At 71.8% G+C, this 24,180-nt stretch carries 20 protein-coding genes; 9 read left to right on the top strand and 11 right to left on the bottom strand.

The window, feature by feature from the left end; all coding sequences use genetic code 11:
* Positions 1 to 134 precede the first annotated feature (134 nt).
* From AC07FA_RS11025 to pdhA (AC07FA_RS11035), 3 genes are read right to left on the bottom strand one after another with little or no spacing between them, the layout of a single operon-like run.
* The gene (locus tag AC07FA_RS11025; RefSeq protein ID WP_479074671.1) at positions 135 to 1,535 is read right to left on the bottom strand and encodes a dihydrolipoamide acetyltransferase family protein; all 1,401 of its coding nucleotides are present in this window, start codon (positions 1,533 to 1,535) and stop codon (positions 135 to 137) included.
* 11 nt (positions 1,536 to 1,546) lie between these two features.
* Positions 1,547 to 2,527 carry an alpha-ketoacid dehydrogenase subunit beta gene (locus AC07FA_RS11030; protein ID WP_479074673.1) on the bottom strand — a complete coding sequence of 327 codons (981 nt, stop codon included), beginning with the start codon at positions 2,525 to 2,527 and terminating at the stop codon, positions 1,547 to 1,549.
* A gap of 2 nt (positions 2,528 to 2,529) precedes the next feature.
* Positions 2,530 to 3,687, bottom strand: a complete 1,158-nt coding sequence (gene pdhA / locus AC07FA_RS11035; protein WP_479074675.1) for a pyruvate dehydrogenase (acetyl-transferring) E1 component subunit alpha — start codon at positions 3,685 to 3,687, stop codon at positions 2,530 to 2,532.
* 337 nt (positions 3,688 to 4,024) lie between these two features.
* On the opposite strand from pdhA (AC07FA_RS11035), the gene AC07FA_RS11040 reads away from it, so the two are divergent.
* The 3 genes from AC07FA_RS11040 (at position 4,025) to AC07FA_RS11050 (ending at position 6,296) form a co-directional block, all read left to right on the top strand.
* Positions 4,025 to 4,684, top strand: coding sequence for a response regulator (locus tag AC07FA_RS11040; RefSeq protein ID WP_479074676.1), 660 nt, complete (start codon positions 4,025 to 4,027; stop codon positions 4,682 to 4,684).
* A gap of 118 nt (positions 4,685 to 4,802) precedes the next feature.
* Positions 4,803 to 5,228, top strand: coding sequence for a pyridoxamine 5'-phosphate oxidase family protein (locus tag AC07FA_RS11045; protein ID WP_479074677.1), 426 nt, complete (start codon positions 4,803 to 4,805; stop codon positions 5,226 to 5,228).
* A 63-nt stretch (positions 5,229 to 5,291) separates the two neighbouring features.
* A complete protein-coding gene (locus AC07FA_RS11050) occupies positions 5,292 to 6,296 on the top strand; it encodes a phosphotransferase (protein WP_479075168.1) in 1,005 nt (334 codons plus the stop codon).
* A gap of 12 nt (positions 6,297 to 6,308) precedes the next feature.
* Here AC07FA_RS11050 and AC07FA_RS11055 read toward each other — a convergent pair whose 3' ends face one another.
* Positions 6,309 to 7,916, bottom strand: a complete 1,608-nt coding sequence (locus tag AC07FA_RS11055) for a protein kinase domain-containing protein (protein ID WP_479074678.1) — start codon at positions 7,914 to 7,916, stop codon at positions 6,309 to 6,311.
* Positions 7,917 to 8,217: 301 nt separating this feature from the next.
* Between AC07FA_RS11055 and AC07FA_RS11060 the strand changes: the two genes are divergently transcribed.
* The 6 genes from AC07FA_RS11060 to AC07FA_RS11085 all read left to right on the top strand — a co-directional run bounded on the left by AC07FA_RS11060 (position 8,218) and on the right by AC07FA_RS11085 (position 15,757).
* Positions 8,218 to 9,849 (top strand): protein kinase domain-containing protein, encoded by a 1,632-nt coding sequence (locus AC07FA_RS11060; protein WP_479074679.1) that lies wholly within the window; start codon positions 8,218 to 8,220, stop codon positions 9,847 to 9,849.
* A 117-nt stretch (positions 9,850 to 9,966) separates the two neighbouring features.
* Positions 9,967 to 10,674: a hypothetical protein gene (locus tag AC07FA_RS11065; protein ID WP_479074680.1), complete on the top strand. Its 708-nt coding sequence runs from the start codon at positions 9,967 to 9,969 to the stop codon at positions 10,672 to 10,674.
* A 115-nt stretch (positions 10,675 to 10,789) separates the two neighbouring features.
* Positions 10,790 to 11,413, top strand: a complete 624-nt coding sequence (locus tag AC07FA_RS11070) for a PadR family transcriptional regulator (RefSeq protein ID WP_479074682.1) — start codon at positions 10,790 to 10,792, stop codon at positions 11,411 to 11,413.
* 86 nt (positions 11,414 to 11,499) lie between these two features.
* A complete protein-coding gene (locus tag AC07FA_RS11075) occupies positions 11,500 to 12,264 on the top strand; it encodes an ABC transporter ATP-binding protein (RefSeq protein WP_479074683.1) in 765 nt (254 codons plus the stop codon).
* Complete coding sequence (locus tag AC07FA_RS11080) at positions 12,261 to 15,104, top strand: FtsX-like permease family protein (RefSeq protein WP_479074685.1); 2,844 nt, start codon at positions 12,261 to 12,263, stop codon at positions 15,102 to 15,104. Before AC07FA_RS11075 ends, AC07FA_RS11080 begins: the two co-directional genes overlap by 4 nt.
* Before the next feature lie 104 nt (positions 15,105 to 15,208).
* Positions 15,209 to 15,757, top strand: coding sequence for a bacterial proteasome activator family protein (locus AC07FA_RS11085; RefSeq protein ID WP_479074687.1), 549 nt, complete (start codon positions 15,209 to 15,211; stop codon positions 15,755 to 15,757).
* An 84-nt stretch (positions 15,758 to 15,841) separates the two neighbouring features.
* Here AC07FA_RS11085 and AC07FA_RS11090 read toward each other — a convergent pair whose 3' ends face one another.
* The 7 genes from AC07FA_RS11090 to pdhA (AC07FA_RS11120) form a co-directional block, all read right to left on the bottom strand.
* Complete coding sequence (locus AC07FA_RS11090; RefSeq protein WP_479074689.1) at positions 15,842 to 16,831, bottom strand: NAD(P)H-quinone oxidoreductase; 990 nt, start codon at positions 16,829 to 16,831, stop codon at positions 15,842 to 15,844.
* A 76-nt stretch (positions 16,832 to 16,907) separates the two neighbouring features.
* Positions 16,908 to 18,008: a potassium channel family protein gene (locus AC07FA_RS11095; RefSeq protein WP_479074690.1), complete on the bottom strand. Its 1,101-nt coding sequence runs from the start codon at positions 18,006 to 18,008 to the stop codon at positions 16,908 to 16,910.
* Entirely contained in the window at positions 18,005 to 19,417 is a 1,413-nt protein-coding gene (locus AC07FA_RS11100; RefSeq protein WP_479075169.1) for a molybdopterin molybdotransferase MoeA, read from the bottom strand. Before AC07FA_RS11100 ends, AC07FA_RS11095 begins: the two co-directional genes overlap by 4 nt.
* 248 nt (positions 19,418 to 19,665) lie before the next feature.
* Positions 19,666 to 20,541, bottom strand: coding sequence for an NTP transferase domain-containing protein (locus AC07FA_RS11105; protein ID WP_479074692.1), 876 nt, complete (start codon positions 20,539 to 20,541; stop codon positions 19,666 to 19,668).
* Between the two features lie 89 nt (positions 20,542 to 20,630).
* Positions 20,631 to 21,995: a dihydrolipoamide acetyltransferase family protein gene (locus AC07FA_RS11110; RefSeq protein ID WP_479074693.1), complete on the bottom strand. Its 1,365-nt coding sequence runs from the start codon at positions 21,993 to 21,995 to the stop codon at positions 20,631 to 20,633.
* Positions 21,995 to 23,026: an alpha-ketoacid dehydrogenase subunit beta gene (locus tag AC07FA_RS11115; RefSeq protein ID WP_479074694.1), complete on the bottom strand. Its 1,032-nt coding sequence runs from the start codon at positions 23,024 to 23,026 to the stop codon at positions 21,995 to 21,997. Before AC07FA_RS11115 ends, AC07FA_RS11110 begins: the two co-directional genes overlap by 1 nt.
* A complete protein-coding gene (gene pdhA / locus AC07FA_RS11120) occupies positions 23,023 to 24,180 on the bottom strand; it encodes a pyruvate dehydrogenase (acetyl-transferring) E1 component subunit alpha (RefSeq protein WP_479074695.1) in 1,158 nt (385 codons plus the stop codon). Before pdhA (AC07FA_RS11120) ends, AC07FA_RS11115 begins: the two co-directional genes overlap by 4 nt.

Genomic DNA, 24,180 nt, shown 5'->3' on the forward strand with positions numbered 1-24,180 from the left:
AAACGGACCCCAAGATAAAAGAACCCCCGTGGCCGGCATCTAAAAGCTACCCCCTCCCCCCAGAAATACCAAAACCCCCCCTCCCCCCCCCCCCCCCCCCCCCCCCCCCCCACCGGTCTTCTGCGTCAGGGCCGTCAGGCCCAGGTGATCAGCCGCTTCGGCTGCTCCAGGATCGCCGCGACGTCCGCGAGCACCTTGGAGCCGAGCTCGCCGTCGACCAGGCGGTGGTCGAACGACAGCGCCAGCGTGGTGACCTGGCGGGGCTTCACCTTGCCCTTGTGGACCCAGGGCTGGAGCTTGATCGCCCCGACCGCGAGGATCGCGGACTCGCCCGGGTTCAGGATCGGCGTTCCCGTGTCGACGCCGAAGACACCGACGTTGGTGATCGTCACCGTGCCGCCCGCCATCGCCGCCGGGGACGTCCTGCCGTCGCGCGCGGTGGAGACCAGCTCGCCCAGCGACGCGGCGAGCTGGGGCAGGGTCTGCTCGTGCGCGTCCTTGATGTTCGGCACGATCAGACCGCGCGGGGTGGCCGCCGCGATGCCCAGATTCACGTAGTGCTTCTGGACGATCTCCTGGTTGGCCTCGTCCCAGGCGGCGTTGACCTCGGGATTCCGCTTGATCGCGACCAGGAGGGCCTTGGCGATGATCAGGAGCGGATTGACCCGCACCCCCGCCATGTCCTTGTCCTCCTTGAGCTCCGCCACCAGCTTCATCGTGCGCGTCACGTCGACGGTCACGAACTCGGTGACGTGCGGAGCCGTGAAGGCGCTGCCCACCATCGCCTGCGCGATGGCCTTGCGTACGCCCTTGACCGGGATACGCGTCTCCCGGGCACCCGGGGCGACCGCGGCAGCCGCGGCCACCGGCGCGGGCGCGGGGGCCGCGGGCTCGGCGGCGACGGGCTCGGTCACCGGTGCGGCCGCCGCGTGGACGTCCTCGCGGGTGATGATGCCGTCCTTGCCGGTCGGGGTGACCGTCGCCAGGTCGATGCCCAGGTCCTTGGCCAGCTTGCGGACCGGCGGCTTGGCGAGCGGGCGGGTCTCCTGGGCCACACCGCCGTGGCCGTTGAGCTCGCCCTGTACCGCCGCGGCCGCCTGCTCCGGGACCCCGGCACCCTTGCGCGGGCGCCGCTTCGTGGAGGACTCGGCCACGCCGTAGCCCACCAGGACCGGCTGGCGGCCCTTCGGCGCCTCGGCCTCCGGTTCGGCGGCGGGGACGGCCTCGGGCTCAGCGGCCGGAGCGGCCGGAGCGACAGGGCCACTGCCCGGCGCCACGTCCACCGCGATGATCACCTGGCCGACGTCGACGGTCGTGCCCTCGGGGAAGCGCAGCTCGTGCACGACCCCATCGAACGGAATCGGCAGCTCCACAGCCGCCTTGGCCGTCTCGACCTCGCACACGACCTGGCCGTCGGTGACGGTGTCGCCGGGCTGGACGTACCACTTGAGGATTTCCGCCTCGGTGAGTCCTTCGCCCACATCGGGCATCTTGAACTCACGGAAACGAGCAGACGTTTCGGTCATCGTCGTCACGAACCCTCTCCTCAGTACGCCAGCGAGCGGTCGACGGCGTCGAGCACCCGGTCGAGCCCCGGCAGGTACTCGTCCTCGAGACGGGCCGGCGGATACGGGACGTGGTAGCCGCCGACACGCAGCACCGGTGCTTCGAGATGGTAGAAGCAGCGCTCCGTGATGCGGGCGGCGATCTCGGCACCGGAGCCGTAGAACACCGGGGCCTCGTGGACCACGACCAGCCGGCCGGTCTTCTCCACCGAGGTCTGGATCGCGTCGAAGTCGATCGGGGACATCGACCGCAGGTCCAGGACCTCGACCGACTTGCCCTCCTCCTGCGCGGCCGCGGCCGCCTCCAGGCAGACCTTCACCATCGGCCCGTACGCGACGAGCGTGAGGTCGGTGCCCGTACGCGCCACCGTCGCCTTGTGCAGCGGTCCGGGAATGGACTCGGTGTCGACCTCGCCCTTGTCCCAGTAACGCCGCTTCGGCTCGAAGAAGATGATCGGGTCGTCGCTCTGGACGGCCTGCTGCATCATCCAGTACGCGTCGGACGCGTTGGACGGCGACACCACCTTCAGCCCGGCGACGTGCGCGAACAGGGCCTCCGGCGACTCGCTGTGGTGCTCCACGGCGCCGATGCCGCCACCGTACGGAATCCGCACGACGACCGGCAGCTTGATCTTGCCCAGCGCACGGGCGTGCATCTTCGCCAGCTGCGTGACGATCTGGTCGTACGCGGGGAAGACGAACCCGTCGAACTGGATCTCCACGATCGGCCGGTAGCCGCGCAGGGCCAAACCGATCGCCGTGCCGACGATCCCGGACTCGGCGAGCGGGGTGTCGATGACCCGGCCCTCCCCGAAGTCCTTCTGGAGCCCGTCGGTGATCCGGAAGACGCCGCCCAGCTTGCCGACGTCCTCACCCATGATGAGGACCTTCGGGTCCGTGTCGAGGGCGAGGCGCAGCGACTCGTTGAGCGCCTTCGCGATGGACATCTTTTCCACGGCCATGGCTAGTTGCCCTCCTCGGCAGAGTCTGCGAACGATGCCTGGTAGGCGGCGAACTGGGCGCGCTCCTCGTCGACGAGGCTGCTCCCGTCCGCGTAGCCGTGCTCGAAGAGCGACATCGGGTCGGGGTCGGGCATGGCCCGGACCGCTTCCCTCACGCGCTTGCCGAGGGTCTCGCTCTCCTCGTCCAGCGCGGTGAAGAACGCCTCGTCGGCGGCCTTCTCCTTCTCCAGGTACGCCCGCAGCCGCAGGATCGGGTCCTTGGCCTCCCAGGCCGCCCGCTCCTCGTCCGCCCGGTACTTCGTCGGGTCGTCGGAGGTGGTGTGGGCACCCATCCGGTAGGTGAACGCCTCCACGAGGGTCGGGCCCTCGCCGCGGCGGGCCCGCTCCAGCGCCGACCTGGTGACGGCCAGACAGGCGAGTACGTCGTTGCCGTCCACCCGGACGCCGGGGAAGCCGAAGCCCTGGGCGCGCTGGTAGAGCGGTACCCGGGTCTGGCGCTCGGTCGGCTCGGAGATCGCCCACTGGTTGTTCTGGCAGAAGAACACCACGGGGGCGTTGTAGACGGCGGAGAAGGTGAACGCCTCCGCGACATCGCCCTGGCTGGAGGCGCCGTCACCGAAGTACGCGATCACGGCGGAGTCCGCGCCGTCCTTGGCGACGCCCATGGCGTAGCCGGTGGCGTGCAGCGTCTGCGAGCCGATGACGATCGTGTACAGGTGGAAGTTGTTCGTGCTCGGGTCCCAGCCGCCGTGGTTCACACCGCGGAACATCCCGAGCAGATTGGTCGGGTCGACACCCCTGCACCAGGCGACGCCGTGCTCCCGGTAGGTCGGGAAGACGTAGTCGTCGTCGCGCAGGGCCCGGCCGGAGCCGATCTGCGCGGCCTCCTGGCCCAGCAGCGAGGCCCACAGGCCCAGCTCGCCCTGGCGCTGGAGAGCGGTGGCCTCGGCGTCGAAGCGCCGGGTCAGGACCATGTCCCGGTACAGACCGCGCAGCTCGTCCGCGGTCAGGTCGATCTCGTAGTCCGGGTGCTCGACGCGCTCGCCCTCGGGCGTCAGCAACTGTACGAGTTGAGGCTCGGAACTCTGTGGCGTCTTCGCGGCGCTGGTCCGCTTGCTGCTGCGTCGCGGTTTGCGCGCGGCAGTGCTCTCCACGGTCACGTGCGTGCTCCTCCGTCGGTCCGGCCCCCGGGGTCTGCCGGGAACCAGTGCGGCTCGCCTGTGTCCGGACCCGTGCACGGGGTGGGTGCCGCTCGGCCGGGGACAGGCGTGACAGGTGCCCCGGCGAGCACCCTGTCAAAGGCACGTTACCCAGTGTGTCGCACAACTGCGAAACCCTCGCTGACCTGCGATTTTGCTTGGATATCCAAGTAAATCGAGAAAATCGGGAACTCTCGCTGGTCACAGCACTGGTAACAGCCTTGCAGGCCGCCGGAACAACGGCACGTTATCCCGCTGAACAGCGGCAGGGAAGGGGGGAGTGTGTGAGACTGCGTTTGTGCGCGAAGATGGAAAAATCACCGTATTTCTGTTGGACGACCATGAAGTGGTCCGCCGTGGAGTGCATGAATTGCTCTCCTCCGAAGCCGATATCGAGGTGGTCGGAGAGGCGGGCACGGCGGCGGACGCGCTGGTACGCATCCCCGCGACCCGCCCCGACGTGGCGGTCCTGGACGTGCGGCTGCCGGACGGCAGCGGGGTGGAGGTCTGCCGCGAGGTCCGCTCCCTGGACGAGAACATCAAGTGCCTGATGCTCACCTCGTACGCCGACGACGAGGCCCTTTTCGACGCGATCATGGCCGGTGCCTCCGGTTATGTACTGAAGGCGATCCGCGGCAATGAGCTGCTGAACGCGGTACGGGACGTGGCGGCCGGGAAATCCCTGCTGGACCCGGCGGCGACCGCCCGCGTGCTGGAGCGGCTGCGCGACGGGCCGAACGGCAGGGGGAACGACAAGCTGGCCGGCCTCACCGAGCAGGAGCGCAAGATCCTGGACCTCATCGGCGAGGGACTCACGAACCGGGTCATCGGCGAACGGCTCCATCTCGCCGAGAAGACGATCAAGAATTACGTGTCCAGCCTGCTCGCGAAGCTGGGCATGGAGCGCCGCTCGCAGGCCGCCGCGTACGTGGCCCGTCTCCAGGCCGAACGCCGCTGAAACGCCGCACACCGCCGCGCATCCCCCTGCGGCTCCGGACACTTCCGGGACTTTGGTCCCGGGCCACCCGGGGCCGCGGACCCTTACCCGGCCCCTACAGGTAGCGGACAGTGGACGCATGGCCTCTGAGGAACTCCGTGCGATCGAGCTGCTCGGCCGGGTGCCGTACGGCCGCCTGGCGACGAGCATGCGAGCCCTCCCCATCCTGGCCGTGGCCCGCCACATCGTGGCCGAGGGCCGCGTGCTCCTGCGGATGCACCGAGGGCTCGGCCACCACGAGTCGTGCGACGGAAGCGTCATCGCGTACGGGGCCGACAACTTCAACAGCGCGGCCGACGGCGGCGACGCACCCTGGTCCGTGCAGTTCACCGGCCGCGCCGAGATCGTCCACCCCTGCTCCGAGCAGCGGAGACTCTTCGGTCCCGTCCCTCTCACGGCGAACGACGAACCCTTCGATCCGGTCTATCTCCGGCTCGAACCCCACTTCGTCACTACGCACACTCTGGGCTTCCACGCAAGTCAGCGAATCGGACACGTAGCGTGATCTAACATGTGGTAAGTGCCGCGCTCATATGTAACCCGTCCACCAGTTCCCCCGGTCGGCGAGGTGCTGCGCCGCTACCCCGAAGCGGGCGAACCCCTCGCCTGCGAGCCCCTCACCAAGGGCCTGCTGAACCACGGCTACCGCGTGTCCACCACGCGTGGCGCGTATTTCCTCAAGCACCATCTGGACAAGCACCACCTCGACGACGCGACCGGCGACCGCGCCACGATCGTCCGCCAGCACCGCGCCACCCAGCGGCTCCATTCGCTCGGAGTGCCCGTCGCCCCGCCCCTCACGGACACGGAGGGTGACACGGTCACGGTCATCGACGGCCGCTGCTACGCCCTCCACCCCTGGGTGGACGGCCTCCACCGGGTGGGCGCCGAGCTGACCACCGTCCAGTCGCGACGGCTGGGGGCCCTGCTCGGAGCCGTGCACACCGGTCTGGAGCAGGTCATGGGGCCGGGCAGCGGCCTGCCGCCCCGGCCCGGTCACGGCAGCCCCGACCCGGCGGACACCTTCGAGCTGATTGACGAACTGCTGGCCGCGGCACGCGGGCTGCGGACCCGCGACGCCTTCGACGAGCTGGCCGTACACCGCCTCGTCGAGCGCCGCGCCCTGCTGGAGCAGCACGCCCACCGCAGGCCGCCCACCCCGGACGGACCTGCCACCGGATGGGTGCACGGCGACTTCCATCCACTCAACCTGCTCTACCGGGGCGCCGACCCGGTCGCGATCGTGGACTGGGACCGGCTGGGCGTGCAGCCGCGCGCGGAGGAGGCGGTGCGGGCCGCCGCGATCTTCTTCGTCAGACCGGCCGGGGAACTGGACCTGGAGAAGGTACGGGCGTACGCGCGCGCCTACCGCCGGGCGGCCGGGGCGGGCGCGGCGGAGCTGGCCGCGGCGGTGCACCGGGTGTGGTGGGAACGGCTCAACGACTTCTGGATACTGCGCTGGCGCTACCGCCTGCACGACCGCAGGGCCGACCCGCAGTTCCCTGCGGTGTCGGCCCTGGCGGTGTGGTGGACGCGTGAGTACGAGGCGGTGTGCGAAGCCTTCACCGAGTGAGGGCCTCGGGCCCTACGGAGTGGTGCCCGCGACGGTGCCGGCGGCCTCGCCGGCGCCGTCCGACGCGCCTTCGGCCGTGCCCTCCGCGGCGTTGCCCTCGGTGGCGTTGCCCTCGGTGGCGCCCTCGTCGTCGCCCGTGCCGCCCTCGTCACCGGTGCCGCCGTCGTCACCCGTGCCCTCGTCCGTACCCGCGCCGCCGTCGGCGGTCCCGGGGTCGGTGGTGGGCGGCTGCGTGGACGGCGTGCCCGTGGACTGGGTGGGCGTCCTGGACGGGGTCCAGGTGGACTCCTCGGTGGGCTCCCACTGGCCGCCCGTGGAGTTGTTCGGTTCCTCGGTCTCCTCGGTCGGCTCCTCGGAGGGCGTCTCCGAGGACTTCGACGGGGTGGGCGAGGCCGGGGTGGTGGCGGGCGTCGGGCTCTTCTTGCCGCCGCCGTCGTTCGCCGCGTTGACGGCGAAGGCGACACCCGCACCGATCGCGATCAGGGCGAGCAGGACGAACAGCCACATCTTGCCGCGGCCGCGGCCACCGCTGCGCTGGCTGCCGACGTATCCACCGTCGTCGGGGTTCATCGGCGGCAGGATCGGACCCTGCGAGGTGTCCCCGTGCGTCGGGTAGCCCATCGCCGCCGTACCGCCCACCGCGCCCATCGGGGAGGTGTGACCGCCCTCGTGCGCCAGGACAGGGCCGGTGTTCCACGTACCGGTGTGACCGCCCTGGACCTGGAGCATCTGAAGGCTGTACTGGACGAGGCCGCGCATCTCCTCGGCGCTCTGGAACCGGTCGTCCGGGTCCTTCGCGAGCGAGCGCATCACCATTCCGTCCAGCTCCGGCGGCACCGCGTCCGAGACCTCGGACGGCGGGACCGGGATGTCCTGGACGTGCTGGTAGACGACGGAGAGCGGGGTCTCACCGGTGAACGGGGGCCGCAGGGCGAGCAGCTCGTAGAGCAGACAGCCGGTGGCGTACAGATCGGAGCGGTGGTCGACCGCCTTGCCGAGTGCCTGCTCGGGGGAGAGGTACTGGGGCGTGCCCATGACCATGCCGGTCTGGGTCATCGTCGACTGGGCGCCGTGCAGCGCGCGGGCGATGCCGAAGTCCATGACCTTGACCGCGCCGGAGTGCGTGATGATCACGTTGGCGGGCTTGATGTCACGGTGCACGATGCCGTGCTGGTGCGAGTACGCGAGAGCTTCCAGCACACCCGAGACGATGATCAGGGCCTGCTCGGGCGGCGGGGCCTCGGCGTTGAGCAGGAGGTCGCGGATGGTGTTGCCCTCGACGAGCTCCATCACGATGTACGGGACGGTCTGGCCGCCCACGACGTCCTCGCCCGAGTCGTACACGGCGACGATCGCATGGTGGTTGAGGCCTGCGACCGACTGCGCCTCGCGCGTGAAGCGGGCCTTGGAGACCGGGTCCTCGGCGAGGTCGGAACGGAGCAGCTTCACCGCCACGGTGCGTCCCAGACGGACGTCCTCCGCGGCATAGACCTCGGCCATGCCGCCGCGGCCGAGCCGGTGGGTCATCCGGTAGCGCCCGTCGCCGACCACACCGCCGATACCCCAGGAGTCGGTGCCATCCGAAACTCCGCCGCCGTTTGCTTCGGATCCGGGTGCCATCAGTCCTCGCCGTCGTTTCTGTCCGCGCGTCCGCGGGTGTCACGGGTGCCTTGCTGCATTGCCACGTCACGCTACAGGCTCTCCCTGGCACCCCGGTTCCGAGAGGGACCGGCCATCCAATCGGCTCGCGCGGCCTACACGCAAATTCCATGCGGTTCCTGTAACGCTTCCGAGACGCTTCTTGTGCGTAGGGTCACGGAACGGGCACCCGGCTTGACGTGTCGTACCCCTCGGGCAGACTTGGCCGGAATACGGGATCTTCGCGTCACGTCATCAGGTGCGCGCCGAGGGGGAGCAAGTCATGAGCCAGGACGGCGCACACGGCGCTCAGGGTCGCTATGCGGGCGGTTCGGTCGCCGGCGGCCGCTACCAGCTGCGCGACCTGCTCGGCGAGGGCGGGATGGCTTCCGTATACCTCGCGTACGACTCGGCGCTGGACCGTCAGGTCGCGATCAAGACGCTGCACACGGAGCTGGGGCGCGAGCAGTCATTCCGCGAGCGCTTCCGGCGCGAGGCGCAGGCGGTCGCGAAGCTCCAGCACACCAACATCGTCTCGGTCTTCGACACCGGCGAGGACGAGCTCGGCGGCGCGCTGATGCCGTACATCGTCATGGAGTACGTCGAGGGGCAGCCGCTCGGCTCCGTACTCCAGTCGGACATCCAGCAGTACGGCGCGATGCCGGCCGACAAGGCGCTGAAGGTGACGGCCGACGTGCTGGCCGCGCTGGAGACCAGCCACGAGATGGGCCTGGTCCACCGGGACATCAAGCCCGGCAACGTGATGATGACCAAGCGCGGCATCGTCAAGGTCATGGACTTCGGCATCGCTCGCGCCATGCAGTCCGGCGTGACGTCGATGACGCAGACCGGCATGGTCGTCGGCACCCCGCAGTACCTCTCCCCCGAGCAGGCCCTCGGGCGCGGGGTGGACGCGCGGTCCGACCTCTACTCGGTCGGCATCATGCTGTTCCAGCTGCTCACCGGGCGGATTCCGTTCGACGCGGACTCGCCGCTGGCCATCGCGTACGCGCATGTGCAGGAGGAGCCGGTCGCCCCGTCGACCATCAACCGCTCGATCACTCCCGCGATGGACGCGCTCGTCGCCCGCGCGCTGAAGAAGAACCCGAACGAGCGCTTCCCGAGCGCCGCGGCGATGCAGGACGAGGTCACCCGCGTGCTGAACGCGGGCGGCCAGGCCGGCGCCCCCGTGATCGTCAGCGGCAGCGGCATCCCCGGGAACAGCGGATCGGGTGTCGGTTCCGCCGTCTTCCCGCCGGTCGACCAGGGCGCGCCCGCGCCGCAGAGCGTGCAGACGCCGTACCAGCCGCAGCCCCACCAGCCCTACCAGCAGCCGGGTCCGTACGGCGTTCCGACTCCGGCCCCCGCGCCGAGCTACGGCTACCCGCAGGCGTACCAGACCCCGGCCCCTCCGGCGCACGGGACTCCGCCGCCGTACACGATGTCCCCGCAGTCAGCGGGCGGTCAGGGCGGCGGCGCCAAGCGGAACATGCCGGTCATCGTGGGTTCGGTCGTGGTCGCGCTGCTCGCGATCGGCGGCCTGGTCACGGTGCTCTCCCTGGACGGCGAAGACCCCGATCCCGGCAAGAACGGCGACCCGGGCTCCAGCGAGACGGTGGCCGGCGAGCACAAGCCGCCGGAGCGGAACCGGACGATGGACGAAGAGGACTGCACGGACGCGAGCGAGGACTCGGACGATCCGCAGAAGGTCCAGGCGCCGAGCTTCATGTACAAGGACATCAACTCGGCTCGTGCCTGCGCCCAGGCGGCGGGCTGGACCATCAAGCCGATCGACGAGCCGGGCAACACGTACGCCGAGGACCAGGTCGTCGACCAGTTCCCCTCCGCGGGGACGGCCATTCCGGAGCGCGGCGCCCACTTCGAACTGAGGATTTCCACGGGCGACCCGGCCTGACGCCGCCGCCCCGTCCGGGATGCCGGATATATCGGGCCGTGTGACGCTGAGCGCATGGCTCCAGGACTCCTCCCGTCTCGGCGGTCCCGGTCGTCGCGGTGCGTGCTCTGCCTTGCGGTGACCGCGGCGACAGTGCTGGGACCCGCGAGCTGGACGTACGCGGCGGAGCGGGTGCCCGGTGGGGCTCCGCACCGGCAGACCGGCTCCCCGGCGGCGCACGCGGGCGCGCGGCCGGCACCCGCGCTCGCCCCCCGTTCGGCGGAGCGGCCGGGTACGGCCACGGGCAGCCCCTCCGCCGCCCCCACGGCCGCTCCCTCGTCCCGGCCCGCGAAGCCACCGCCCTCCGCACCTGCCTCCCGGCCTTCCGCGAGCCCCTCGGACGCGGCCTCCGCGTCGCCGTCCGCACTCCCCTCCGGTTCGCCCTCCGCGCTCCCCTCGGGCGCCTCCGGTCCGGCCGGCCCGCACTCCGGGAGCGCGGCGCCGCCCGCCGGGTCGTCGGCGAGCCCCTCCGCTTCCCCCGACCGGTCGCCCCTCGCGGGCAGGCCGGCGGGCGAGGGCCGTGCCCGGCCGGGGCGTTCGCTCTCGCCGCTGGAGCTCGCTCGTGCCGATGCCCTGCTCGAAGAGGAGGAGCCGGAGCCGGACGTGGCTGAGGTGCTCCCCGCCGAGGTCACGCCGAGCACGTCTCCCCGCCCGGGACGGCCGGCTCCGCAGGCGATGGACGGGCCCGCCGTGCGACAGGTCCAGGAGGTGTCGCTCGGCGCCGGGATCGCTCTGGTCGGCCTGGGTCTCGGCTTCCTGGCTCTCCGGATGCGCCGCGTCCGCTGAGACCGCGGGAGTGGCCTTGGGAGTGGCCCTGGAAAGGGTCTGGAAGTGGTCCTGGGAGTGATCCACGTCCGTGAAAGGCTTGCCAGGCGCAGCATACTCGGTATACATACTGAGTATGTCGATCCGTCATGGGCTTCTGGCCCTGCTGGAGCGCGGGCCCCGATACGGCTCCCAGCTCCGTACCGAATTCGAGTCGCGCACCGGTTCCACCTGGCCGCTGAACGTCGGCCAGGTCTACACGACCCTCAGCCGGCTGGAGCGCGACGGCATGGTCGTCCAGGACGGAGAGGACGACGCGGGGCACGCGCTCTACTCGATCACCGACGACGGCCGCACCGAACTGCACAGCTGGTTCGGGACGCCCGTCGACCGCAGCAACCCGCCCCGTGACGAGCTGGCCATCAAGCTCGCCATGGCGGTCGGCGCCCCGGGCGTCGACATCCGGGCGGTGATCCAGGCCCAGCGCCACCACACCCTGAAGGCGATGCAGGAGTACACCCGGCTGAAGGCGCAGGCCCTCACGGATGTGCCGGCCAACCGCGACGAAGTCGCCTGGCTCCTCGTGGTGGAACAGCTGATCTTCCAGGCCGAGGCGGAGGCCCGGTGGCTGGACCACTGCGAATCCCGTCTCGTGCGCCTCGCCGAGGCCGCCGCGACCGACCCGGCGCGCGAGACAGCCAGGGCCGCCCCGCTCGGCTCGTCCCGCTCCGCGGCCGCCCGGCCCCGCGCCGGTCGCTGACCGCGCCGACCGCGCCACCGGTCACCGCTGCGCGGCAAGCACCGAGACGCACACCGACCAGAACGTCCCAGGGGGGAACGCCCACCATGTCCTCGTCCGTCCCGTCCCCGTCCATCGGCCTGTCCGTGGACGCGCCCGTACTGGAGCTGAGAGCGCTGACGCGCACCCACGGCTCCGGCGTCGCCCAGGTCCACGCCCTGCGCGGCATCAACCTGTCCGTCCACACGGGCGAGCTCGTCGCCGTGATGGGACCGTCCGGTTCCGGGAAGTCCACCCTGCTGACCCTGGCCGGCGGTCTCGACACCGCGAGCAGCGGGCAGGTCGTCATCGAAGGCCAGGACATCGCCACCCTCGGCCGCAAGGGCATCGCCGCCCTCCGCCGCCGCAGCGTCGGCTACGTCTTCCAGGACTACAACCTCATCCCGGCCCTCACCGCCGCCGAGAACATCGCGCTGCCCCGGGAACTCGACGGCGTACCCCTCCGCAAGGCGCGCAGGGAAGCCCTCGAAGCGCTGGAGGAGATGAACCTCGGCGAGATCGCCGACCGCTTCCCCGACGAGATGTCCGGCGGCCAGCAGCAGCGCGTCGCCATCGCCCGCGCCCTGGTGGGGGAGCGGCGTCTCGTGCTCGCCGACGAGCCGACCGGAGCGCTCGACTCCGAGACCGGCGAATCCGTCCTCGCCCTGCTGCGCAGCCGCTGCGACCAGGGCGCGGCCGGAGTGATGGTGACGCACGAGCCGCGGTACGCGGCCTGGGCCGACCGGGTCGTGTTCCTCCGGGACGGTTCCATCGTCGACCAGACCCTGGTCCCCGGCGCCGACTCGCTCCTCACCGCAGAGGGCGCCAAGTGAGCGTCTTCTCGGGGTGGCGTGCCGCCTTCCGGATCGCCCGGCGGGACGCCATGCGGGCCAAGGGCCGCAGCGCGCTGGTCGTCGCGATGATCGCCCTGCCGGTCCTCGGGGTGACGGCCGCCGATGTGGCGTACCGCAGCGCCCTGCCGGACCGGGCCGAGAGACTGACGGCCAAGATGGGTTCGGCCGACGCCCTGTACAGCGACCCGGGCATGGGCGGAGGACCGCTCGAGCAGATGCCCGACGGAACCAACTGGGGTGGGGAGGCGCGCTCCGACGGGGAGAGCCATGGGCCGGTCGACGTTCCAGGTACGTTCCCGAAGGGTTCGCGCTACCTCACCGAGCGGTCCGTACCCGCCGTCGTCACCACCCGGCACGGCGTCGCGAGCACGGAGATCGTCGAGTTCCGCACCGCGGACCCGCTGGCCCGGGGCAAGATCGAGCTGGTGGACGGCGCGTTCCCGGACGGCAAGGACGAGATCGTCGCCACCGAGCCCTTCATGGAGTCGGCCGGGCTCCGGATCGGCTCCCGCGTCACGGTGCGCGGCCCCGGGAAGGCGTACACCCTCACCGGCACCGTCGAACTGCCCGACGAGCTGGACAAGAAGGCGCTGTACGCCGATCCGGGTGCGGTCATCGCCGTGTGGAAGACCGCCTCCGACCGCGACGCCACGATCCTGCCGCCCCAGCCCGGCGGGACGGAATGGCTGGTCAAGGGTGCGGCCGGAGTCGGCGTGCGCTGGCCGGACGTGCTCAGGGCCAATGAGAAGGGCGTCCTCGTGGTGTCCCGCCAGGTCGTCCTCGATCCGCCGCCGGACTCCGAGGTCCCGATGGCCGCCGGCATGAACGGCGGCTCCGGGAGCTCGGCGCAGATGAGCACCGCGGTCGTCACCGTGGTCGCCCTGACCGTCCTGGAGATCGTGCTGCTCGCCGGACCCGCCTTCGCGGTCGGCGCACGCCGCTCGCGCAGACAGCTCGGCCTGCTCGGTACGTGCGGCGGCGACCGGAGCCACGTCCGGGCCGTGGTGCTGGCCGGCGGCGCGGTGCTCGGCGGAGTCGGCGCCGTGCTCGGCGTCGTCGCCGGACTCGGGCTGACCGTGCTGTTCCGTCCGCTGATCGAGGGCTGGAGCGGAAACCGCTTCGGTGGACTCTCCGTACGCCCGGCGGAGCTCCTGGCCATCGCCGCGCTCGGCCTGGTCACCGGCATCCTGGCGGCGCTCGCCCCGGCGATCGTGGCGGGCCGGCAGTCCGTACTGGAGTCCCTGACCGGCCGCCGCGGTACCCGTCGCAGCTCCCGCGTGCTGCCCGCGCTGGGCACCGCCGCCCTCGCGGGCGGTGTCGCGATCGCCGTCTACGGCGGTGTCAACGGTGATACGTCCATGGTCGCCGGCGGCTCGGTCCTCGCCGAACTCGGCGTCCTCGCCTGCATCCCCGTGCTCGTCGGACTCCTCGGCCGGCTCGGCCGCAGGCTTCCGCTCAGCCCTCGGATGGCGCTGCGCGACGCGGCCCGCAACCGGGGGCGTACCGCACCCGCCGTCGCCGCCGTGATGGCGGCCGTCGCCGGCACCGTGGCCATCGCCACGTACACGAGCAGCACGATGGCCGAGCACGCCTACGACTACACGCCCTCGCTCACCTCGGGCACGGTCGCGCTCGTCGCCGACGACCCCACGCACGTCAAGCAGCTGGCCGGGGCGCGGGCGGCCGCCGAGCACAATCTCTCCCTCAGCGGCGGACGCGCCGACTTCGGCCGCGTCTGGGCGGGCAGCGACTGCTCGGTCTACTACGAGGAGGAGAACGGCTGCGGCACCACCGAGCTGGTCAGACCTTCCGGCAAGGACCACGCCTGCCCGCTGAAGGGCCGGGGCGCCAAGGCACTCGCCCAGAAGTTGTCCGCCTCCGAGCACAAGAGGCTGATGAACTCGCCGGCCTGTGTGGATGAGTACATGACGATGACCATGTTCGGCACGGGCCCCTCCAAGATCGTGGTGGGCGACGCCGAGCTGCTCACCACGTACGTGAAACTCGACGATCCCGCGGCGGCCGAGGCCCTGGCGGCGGGCACACCCGTCCTGCTCAATTCGGCGTACGCGAAGAACGGCGAGGTCACCCTCAAGTCCGTGCACACGTACAACGACCGCGACACCAAGAACCGGAAGCTGCACCCGGGCAAGGCACGAACCACGACCGACCGTCTGAAGGTCCACGTCGCCCCGGACGCGTACGCCGACACCCCCGGTATCCGCATGATCGTTCCGCAGCGGACGGCAGACCGGCTCGGCCTCCACAGCCAGGAGTTCGGGAGCGTCTACGCCGTCGCCCACCGGCCGACGGACGCCGAGGAGCAGGCAACCTCCTCGGCGATCGAACTGGCCGGAGGCGGCGCCTATCTGATGTCCGGCAATCAGCCCGACTCCGGAGAGGACGTCGTCCTTCTGATCCTCGCCCTGTTCGCCGGTCTGGTGACCCTGGGCGCCGCCGCGATCACCACCGGACTGGCCAAGGCGGACGCGGAGGCCGACCTCACCACGCTCAGCGCGGTGGGCGCGCCGCCGGCCGTCCGGCGCACTCTGTCGGGCTTCCAGTGCCTGGTGGTCGCACTCACGGGGGTCCTGCTCGGGACGGCCGCAGGCCTCGTACCCGCGGTGGCTCTGCGCCTGATCGACCTGCGCGAGGCGATGAAGTCCATGCGCGCGGAGCCCATGGACTCCGCGTACACGCCGATCGTGATGCCGTGGGAGACCATCGGTCTGCTGGCCCTGGTCGTACCGGCGCTCGCGGGGCTGCTGGCCGCCGCGTTCTCCGGCTCGCGGACGGCTCTCGCCCGGCGGGCGGGGTGAGGGGCCGCCACTGACCGGCTGTTCCGGTGCTCCCGGAGAGGGTGGATCACTCCTTTCCGGGGGCACCACCGTGGTGTACGGCACGTGTGCGAGACAATGGCGGCATGGAGATGCCGAGGAATGACCGGTCGCAGGAGCACCCCCAAGTCCTCGTAGTGGGGCAGGACGGAATGGCTATCGGCGGCGGTGACAGTGGCGACGAATCCCGCGAGGTCCCGGTGACGGAAATGGTCGAACAGCCCGCGAAGGTCATGCGCATCGGCAGCATGATCAAGCAGCTCCTGGAGGAGGTCAGGGCGGCTCCTCTCGACGAGGCGAGCCGTGTCAGGCTCAAGGACATCCACGCCAGCTCCGTGAAGGAGCTGGAGGACGGGCTGGCGCCGGAACTGGTGGAGGAGCTGGAGCGTCTCTCCCTGCCGTTCACCGAGGATTCGGTGCCGTCGGAGGCCGAGCTGAGGATCGCGCAGGCGCAGCTGGTCGGCTGGCTGGAAGGGCTCTTCCACGGAATCCAGACGGCGCTGTTCGCCCAGCAGATGGCCGCCCGTGCCCAGTTGGAGCAGATGCGGCGTGCTCTGCCGCCCGGTACGAGCCATGAGGACGAGGAAGGCGGCTCGGATCCCCACGGACCGATCCGGTCGGGCCCCTACCTGTAAGCACCGCCCACACCCGTACACACCGCGGGGGCCCGGCACGCGACGTCGAACGTCGCATGCCGGGCCCCCGCGTTCTCGCCCCGGCTATTCGGCCGTCGGTGCGAGCAGGAGCACCTTGCCGATGTGCGTACTGGATTCCAGCACCCGGTGCGCCTCCGCGGCGTCCGCCATCGGCACCGTGCGGTCCACGACCGGCCGGACCACGCCCCCGGCGATCAGCGGCCAGACGTGCTCGCGCACAGCGGCGACGATCGCCGACTTCTCGGCGAGCGGACGCCCCCGCAGCGACGTGGCGGTGACCGCGGCCCGCTTGTTGAGCAGTGCGCCCAGGTTCAGCTCGCCCTTGACGCCGCCCTGGAGGCCGATGATCGCGAGGCGGCCGTTCACGGCCAGTGCCCGCACGTTCCGGTCCAGGTACTTCGCGCCGACGATGTCGAGGATGACGTCGGCGCCCGCGCCGTCCGTCGCCTTGTGGATCTCCTCGACGAAGTCCTGTTCGCGGTAGTCGATGAGGATGTCCGCCCCGAGCTCCGCGCAACGCGCCAGCTTCTCGGGGCCGCCCGCGGTCACCGCGACGCGTGCGCCGACCGCCTTGGCGAGCTGGATGGCCATCGTGCCGATGCCGCTGGACCCGCCGTGCACCAGCAGGGTCTCGCCGGGACGCAGATGCGCCACCATGAAGACGTTGGACCAGACGGTGGCGGTCACCTCGGGCAGCGCCGCGGCCGCCGCCAGGTCCACACCCTCGGGTACGGGCAGGAGCTGCCCGGCCGGCACGGCGACCTTCTCCGCGTAACCGCCGCCCGCGAGCAGCCCGCACACCTCGTCACCGACCGACCAGCCCGTGACGCCGGGGCCGAGCGCCGCGATGCGGCCCGCGCACTCCAGGCCGGGGTAGGGGGAGGCGCCGGGCGGCGGGTTGTAGAAGCCCTGCCGCTGGAGCACATCGGCGCGGTTCACCGCGCTGGACACGACCTCGACGAGGACCTCGCCCTCGCCTGGTACGGGATCGGGCACCTCGGCCCATACGAGCGCCTCGGGGCCACCGGGTTCGGGGATCGTGATCGCATACATGGCCGCGAGGCTACTCCGTAGGACGCGCACCGGCATGAAAGCCGACTCACCCGCCCTGCGCGGGCGGGCCGATCCGCTAGCGCAGCCCGCTGCCCGGCGGGGGGCCGCTCATCGGGGTGTGGGACGGGGAGGCGCGCACGATCGTGATGAGGCGGTCCGTCAGTTGCAGCGGGCTGGCCGCCGGATCGTCGTAACCGAGCAGCCGGTGCCCCCGCAGCACGCTGACGACGAGGTCTTCGACCTCCCGCACCGTCTTGCCCACCTCTGCCTTTATCACCGGCCGTTCGATCAGGTCGAGCCCGCTGCCCTGCTGGATCAGGTCCTCCATGACCGTGCCCGCGCTCGGGCTGAGCACGGAGAGGCCGAGCAGCCGCCCGGCCGCGCTGGCGCTGGTGATCACCGCGTCCGCACCGGACTGACGCAGCAGCGGCGCGTTCTCCTCCTCACGCACGGCAGCGACGATCTTCGCGCCGCGGTTGAGCTGGCGCGCCGTCAGCGCCACCAGGACGGCGGTGTCGTCGCGCTGGGTGGCGATGATGATCTGACGCGCCTTCTGGAGTTCGGCGCGCAGCAGCACATCACTGCGCGTCGCGTCGCCCAGCACGCCCACGAACCCCTCGGCGTTGGCCGCCTCGATCACCTTCGACGCCGGGTCGACGATGACGATCTGTTCCTTCTTCAGGCCCGTACTGCACAGCGTCTGGATCGCCGAGCGGCCCTTCGTGCCGAAGCCGACGACCACGGTGTGTTCACGCAAGTTGCTTCTCCAACGGTTCAGCCGGAAGTCCTCGCGGGTCCGCTCCGTCAGGACCTCGAGGGTGGTGCCGACCAGGATGATCAGGAAGAGCACGCGCAGCGGCGTCACCAGGAGCACGTTCATGAGCCGGGCGCCATCGCCGTACGGAACGATGTCGCCGTAACCGGTGGTCGAGAGCGTCACCGTCGCGTAGTAGACGGCGTCGAGGAAGTCGACCCGGCCGTCGGCGTTGTCGTGATACTCGTCACGGTCCACGTAGACGATCAGGACCGTGGCGGCCAGCACCATCAGCGCCATCGCCAGCCGCTTGGCAACCTGTCTCAGCGGCCGGTCCATGACCCGCCGGGGCAGCATCACCCGCGTGGGGACGACATGCTCCTCGGCGCGCCTGGCCATCGCATCCTGGCCGGGAAGTTTCACGTGAAACACCCTTCAGTCCACGGCGTCGCCGAGGCCCACGGAAGATCGAGGATCTCCACCTCGGTGCCGGACCGTACCCCGCCCGGCGGCACAACTGCCAGCCCGTCCGCAGCGGCGATCCCCCGGAGCATGGCGGGACCGTTGTAGTGCAGCGGTACGACATGGTCCAACCCGCCCGTGCGCGCGGCGCGATGGACGACGGGGACGAGCCGGGTGTCGTGCGGATGTCCCTGCACCTCGTCATGGACGAGCGCCCGGTACGGGTCCTGGGCCTGCCGCCCCGCGATGCCCCGCAGCAAGGGCTCGGCCAGGGTGAGCAGACCGGAGACGGCGGCCAGGGGATTGCCGGGCAGCCCCACCACGTACGGCCCTTGGGAGGCGAGCCGGGCCAGCAGCATGGGATGGCCGGGGCGCACCTCCACACCGTCGACCAGCAGGTCGGCGCCGACCTCGGTGAGGACCGGGTGGACATGGTCGACCGGACCGGCGGCCGTACCGCCGGTGGTCACGACGAGGTCCGCGTCCGAGGTGGTGAGCGCATGCCGCAGAGCCTCGGCGTCGTCACCGAGGCGGCGGGGTTCCCCGACCTCGGCGCCCAGGGCCCGCAGCCACGGACCGAGCATGGGGCCGAGCGCGTCCCGGATCAGTCCGTCGTGGGGGAGCCCGGCGGTGAGGAGTTCGTCGCCGAGTACGAGAACGTCCACGCGGGGGCGGGGTACGGCGGCCAGGGCGTCGTACCCGGCAGCGGCGGCCAGCCCGAGGACGGCCGGGGTCACCAGGGTCCCGGCGGGCAGGAGTTCGTCGCCGCTCCGGCACTCCTGCCCGCGCGGCCTGATGTCCTGTCCGGGGACGACCTCGCGCTGCCCGTAGAGCAGCCCCTTCGCGTCGTCCGTGTACGCGTGCTCGCTGCGGATGACGGCGGTGGCGTCGGCCGGGATACGGGCACCGGTGGCGATCCGTACCGCCTCACCGTCGGGCAACGCGGCGGGCGCACTCTGCCCGGCGAGGAGTCCCTGGCCCTCCCGGACGGTCCACGGACCCGGCCCGGCGACGACCCAGCCGTCCATGGCGGACGTGTCGAAGGACGGCAGATCGGTGAGCGCGTGGAGCGCTTCGGCAAGGACGTGCCCGAGCGCCCGGTCGAGGGGAAGCCGGTGCGCGGCGACGGGAGCGTTCCGCCCCGCCCGCGCGGCCAGGGCGCGTGCGTCACTCCATGAGGTGGCCCTTGGACGACGGTGACGCGAAGGCCGCGAGGAGGGCGCCTCGGTGGGAGAGTCGCTGGGCGTGGCGGCAGGGGAGGAGTGCGCGGTGGAGGCCTCCCGCTCCCCCGGACGAGCCCCACGGTCCGGCCGGTGCGACGCCACGAGAGCCAGGGCCTCTTCCACGGCCCGCTCGTCCTCCGGAGCCATAGCGGGAATCGAGGACGAACCCGGCGCGGGTGCGGGGGCGGGCGCGGTGCCGGGGGTGGATGCGGGTGCGGTGCCCGGGAACGGCACGGTGTCCGGCGACGGCGTGACGCCCGGCGACGGCACGGTGTCCGGGACCGGCGTGGCGCCCGACACCGGCACGGTGTCCGGGACCGGCGTGGCGCCCGACACCGGCACGGTGTCCGGGACCGGGCGGCCGGAGCCGGCGGTGCCGGTCCCGTGATGCCCCGTCATTGCGGGTCGGCCTCGTTCGTGGCCCCCGCCTCCTCCTCCCACCTGAGGGCGAGCGCGGTGGCCTTGCGGACGGCCTCGGCCACCGCGTCGGCTGCGGCTTCCGGGCCGTCGCCGCTGCTCGCCCTGGCCGCCGCGTAACCGACCAGGAAGGTCGTCAGAGGCGCGGCCGGCCGGGCGACGCCGTGCGCGGCGTCGCGGGCGAGATCGAGCAGGAGGCCGGTGTCGACGTCGAGGTCGATGCCGAGTTCGTTCTTGACTGCGGTGATCCATTCGTCCAGCACGGTCCCATGCTCCCTGATGCGGGCCCTGGCTGTGGCGATGTCCTCCCAGGTGTCGCAGTCGAAAGAGTCCAGCGGACCGGCCTCGACGCGGGCGAGATCCAGCTCGGCCGTCAGCAGGCGCAGCGGCAGCCCGGCGAGACTGCCGTGCTCGGTGGCCAGCAGGGCGAGTTCACGGCGCAGCGGCTCGGCCCGGTACACCGCGACCAGCGGCTGATCCCGCCCGCCCGGATCGGTGCACAGGGCGCCCTCCCGGCTCGCTTCACCGGCGGCCGCGAGCAACGCCCCGACAGTGGACGCCCCGAGGAACGGCAGGTCGGCGGAGAGTACGAGTACGTGCTCCGCCGTCGTGTGCCGCATCCCGGCCCCGAGCGCCGCCAACGGCCCGCCGCCGACCGGAACTTCCCGTGTCCAGGTCACGGGCCGCCCTGTAGGCCGGCGGCCGCCCACCACCACGGTGGTCCCGGCCCCCGCGCACGCCGCGAGAACCCGGTCGAGCAGCGATCGGCCGCCCACCCGGACCCCGGGCTTATCGGCTCCGCCGAGGCGTTTGGCGGCCCCTCCGGCAAGGACGATGGCGTCATAGGCGGTCATGCCCCGAGTATGCGTGCAGCCCGCCCCGGCTGATCCCCCAGGGACCGGACATCACAGCGGCCCGGCCCCGCACAGCCCTCTCCCTGCCTCTACAGGGTCCGCAACAGCACCGCCGGTTGTTCCACGCAGTCGGCCACGTACCGGAGGAAGCCGCCCGCCGTTCCTCCGTCACAGACCCGGTGGTCGAAGGTGAGCGAGAGCTGGACGACCTGGCGCACGGCCAGTTCGCCTCCGTGCACCCACGGCTTGGGCATGATCCGGCCGACACCCAGCATCGCCGCTTCCGGGTGGTTGATGATCGGTGTCGACCCGTCGACCCCGAACACGCCGTAGTTGTTCAGCGTGAACGTCCCCCCGGTCAGCTCGGCCGGGGTGAGCGACCCCGTACGGGCCGACTCCGTCAGCCGGGCGATCTCGGCGCCGAGCGACTCCACGTTCCGGGACTGCGCGTCCCGGACGACCGGTACGACCAGTCCGCGGTCCGTCTGGGCGGCAAAGCCGAGATGGATGTCGCGCAGCCGCACGATCTCCCGGGCAGCCGGGTCCACGGTCGAGTTGAGCTCGGGGAACCTGGCCAGCGCCGCCGTGCAGATACGGGCCAGCAGGGCGAGCACCGACACCTTGGGGCCCGCGGACGCACCAGCGGCCCCGTTCATCGCCGCTCTGGCCGCCATCAGTTCGGTGGCGTCGGCGTCGACCCAGCACGTCGCGTCCGGGATCTCGTGCCGGCTGCGCGACAGCTTGTCGGCCACCGCGCCCCGTACCCCGCGCAGGGGGATCCGCTCAGCGGCAGCACCGAGCGCCGCCCGTGCCGGCGCGGCCGCAGCGGGCGCCGCGGACGCCACGGGGGTGGCAGGCGCGGCCGCCCGCTCCGCCACGGCCCGGATAGCGGCCTCGACATCGGTCCGCAGGATCAGCCCGTCGCGCCCCGACCCCGTCACCTGACGCAGGTCGACGTCATGCTGCCGGGCAAGCTTCCGTACGAGAGGCGAGACAACGGCCACCGGCCCCCGCACCTCTTCGGCGGCGGGCGCCGGCTCGGGCACCGCGGGCCTCGCCGACACCGACTCGGGCCGGACCCGACGACGACGTGCCGCCGGCGCCGCCGTGCCGTACCCCACCAGCACATTGCCGGACGACTCGGCCTCGGCCGGCCCGGACCCCGTGGCCGAGCCCACCCGGCCGGACTCCCCCGGGCCGGACTCCGTGGATCCGACCGCCACCGTCAGCAGCGGTGCCCCGACCGGGAGTTCCGCCCCCTCTTCGCCGAACCGCGCGGTCACCACACCCCCGTAGGGGCACGGCACCTCCACCATCGCCTTGGCCGTCTCGACCTCGACGACCGGCTGGTCGATGGCGACGACATCGCCCACCTCCACCAGCCAGCGCACGATCTCCGCCTCGGTCAGACCCTCACCGAGGTCCGGCAGCTTGAACTCGAGCACCTGGGCCATCAGCTCCCCGCCTCCCACTGCAGACGGGCCACCGCGTCGAGCACCCGGTCCACACCTGGCAGATGATGCCGCTCCAGCATCGGCGCCGGATACGGGATGTCGAATCCGGCGACCCTCAGCACCGGCGCCTCCAGATGGTGGAAGCACCGCTCGGTGACCCGCGCGGCGATCTCCCCGCCCGGGCCGCCGAAACCGGAGGACTCATGGACGACCACGGCCCGGCCCGTGCGCCGTACGGACGCGGCGACGGTCTCGTCGTCGAACGGCACCAGCGAACGCAGGTCCACGACTTCGAGGTCCCAGCCCTCGGCCACGGCGGCCTCGGCCGCCTCCAGGCAGACCGGCAGGGAAGGCCCGTAGGTGATGAGCGTCGCGCTGCGCCCGGGACGGCGTACGACAGCCCGCCCGATCGGCTCGACCGGCACCGGCTCCTCCGGCGACCAGGCCGCCTTCGACCAGTACAGCCGCTTCGGCTCCAGGAAGATCACCGGGTCGTCCGAGGCGATCGAGGCCCTCAGCAGCCCGTACGCGTCCTCGACCGTGGCCGGAGTGACGACGTGCAGACCGGGTGTGGCCATGTAGTACGCCTCGGAGGAGTCGCTGTGATGCTCGACCCCGCCGATTCCCCCGCCGTACGGCACCCGCACCGTGATCGGCAGCGGCATGGCGCCCCGGGTCCGGTTGCGCATCTTGGCGACGTGGCTGATCAGCTGCTCGAACGCCGGATAGGCGAAGGCGTCGAACTGCATCTCGACCACGGGCCGCAGCCCGTACATCGCCATACCGACGGCCGCGCCCAGGATTCCCGCCTCGGCCAGCGGTGTGTCCGTGCAGCGGTCGTCGCCGAACTCCTTCGCCAGGCCGTCGGTGATCCGGAAGACCCCGCCCAGCGTGCCGACGTCCTCACCGAGCACATGGACCGAAGGGTCCTCGGCCATCGAGTCGCGCAGCGCACGCCCGAGAGCCTGGGCCATGCTGGCCGGTTTGGGCTTCCCCGTCTGCGTGCCGGGAACCGCCGCTGCGGTCGTCATCGCCGTTCCTCCACGTCGTCGTGCTGGTCGTGCTCGGCATCCAGCTCGACACGCAAGCGGGCCGCCTGCTCGCGCAGTTGCTCCGTCTGTTCCGCGTAGACGTGCGTGAACAGGCTCATCGGGTCGAGCACCGGATCGGCGTTCATCCGCTCGCGCAGTCCGGCGGCCATCCGGTCCGCCGCCTCCTTCGCCGCCACGATGCCGTCCTCGTCCAGCAGTCCCCGCCCGGTCAGCTCCCGCTCCAGCAGCTGGATCGGGTCGTGCGCCCGCCAGGCCGCGACCTCGCTGTCCACGCGGTACCGCGTGGCGTCGTCGGCGTTCGTGTGGGCGTCCATCCGGTAGGTGACGGCCTCGACGAGCGTGGGTCCCTCACCGCGCCGGGCGCGGGCCACCGCCTCACCGAGCACCTGGTGCACCGCGGCCGCGTCGTTGCCGTCCACCAGCCGGCCGGGCATCCCGTATCCGACGGCCTTGTGGGCCAGGGAGGGTGCCGCGGTCTGCTTGGCCAGCGGGACGGAGATCGCGAAGCCGTTGTTCTGTACGAGGAAGACGACCGGGGCCCGCCAGACGGCCGCGAAGTTCAGCGCCTCGTGGAAGTCGCCCTCGCTGGTCCCACCGTCGCCGACCATGGCGAGCGCCACCACGTCGTCGCCCTTGAGCCGCGCGGCGTGCGCCAGTCCCACGGCGTGCGGCAGCTGGGTGGCGAGCGGGGTGCAGAGCGGGGCGATGCGGTGCTCGCGCGGGTCGTATCCGGTGTGACGGTCGCCGCGCAGGAGAGTCAGTGCCTCGACGGGGTCGAGTCCGCGCGCCACGGCCGCGAGGGTGTCGCGGTAGCTGGGGAAGAGCCAGTCCTGCTCCTCCAGCACGAGCGCGGCGGCGACCTCGCACGCCTCCTGCCCGGTGCTCGACGGGTAGACGGCGAGCCGGCCCTGCTTGGTCAGCGCCGTGGCCTGCGCGTTGTACCGACGACCGCGCACCAGCTCGGCGTAGAGCCGCAGCAGCAGACCGGGGTCCGCGTCGGCCGCCGCGTCCGTGCCGAGCACGCGGTACGGCTCGGGGTCCGGGAGCAGCGGCGCCGGGTCGGTGAGCGGCTTCCAGGCCGGGGGCGGCGTGGGCCGGTAGGCAGCCGCGCCGGGCAGCTCTTGGACCGTCAT

This window comes from Streptomyces sp. NPDC045968, assembly GCF_056430475.1.

Excerpts from the sequence above, each read along its gene's own strand:
- AC07FA_RS11030 (WP_479074673.1), bottom strand. The coding sequence starts at position 2,527 with ATGGCCGTGGAAAAGATGTCCATCGCGAAGGCGCTCAACGAGTCGCTG.
- AC07FA_RS11115 (WP_479074694.1), bottom strand. The coding sequence starts at position 23,026 with ATGACGACCGCAGCGGCGGTTCCCGGCACGCAGACGGGGAAGCCCAAA.
- AC07FA_RS11085 (WP_479074687.1), top strand. The coding sequence starts at position 15,209 with ATGGAGATGCCGAGGAATGACCGGTCGCAGGAGCACCCCCAAGTCCTC.
- AC07FA_RS11045 (WP_479074677.1), top strand. The coding sequence starts at position 4,803 with ATGGCCTCTGAGGAACTCCGTGCGATCGAGCTGCTCGGCCGGGTGCCG.
- AC07FA_RS11090 (WP_479074689.1), bottom strand. The coding sequence starts at position 16,831 with ATGTATGCGATCACGATCCCCGAACCCGGTGGCCCCGAGGCGCTCGTA.
- AC07FA_RS11110 (WP_479074693.1), bottom strand. The coding sequence starts at position 21,995 with ATGGCCCAGGTGCTCGAGTTCAAGCTGCCGGACCTCGGTGAGGGTCTG.
- AC07FA_RS11070 (WP_479074682.1), top strand. The coding sequence starts at position 10,790 with ATGTCGATCCGTCATGGGCTTCTGGCCCTGCTGGAGCGCGGGCCCCGA.
- AC07FA_RS11100 (WP_479075169.1), bottom strand. The coding sequence starts at position 19,417 with ATGGCTCCGGAGGACGAGCGGGCCGTGGAAGAGGCCCTGGCTCTCGTG.
- AC07FA_RS11055 (WP_479074678.1), bottom strand. The coding sequence starts at position 7,916 with ATGGCACCCGGATCCGAAGCAAACGGCGGCGGAGTTTCGGATGGCACC.
- AC07FA_RS11060 (WP_479074679.1), top strand. The coding sequence starts at position 8,218 with ATGAGCCAGGACGGCGCACACGGCGCTCAGGGTCGCTATGCGGGCGGT.
- pdhA (WP_479074695.1), bottom strand. The coding sequence starts at position 24,180 with ATGACGGTCCAAGAGCTGCCCGGCGCGGCTGCCTACCGGCCCACGCCG.
- AC07FA_RS11075 (WP_479074683.1), top strand. The coding sequence starts at position 11,500 with ATGTCCTCGTCCGTCCCGTCCCCGTCCATCGGCCTGTCCGTGGACGCG.
- AC07FA_RS11105 (WP_479074692.1), bottom strand. The coding sequence starts at position 20,541 with ATGACCGCCTATGACGCCATCGTCCTTGCCGGAGGGGCCGCCAAACGC.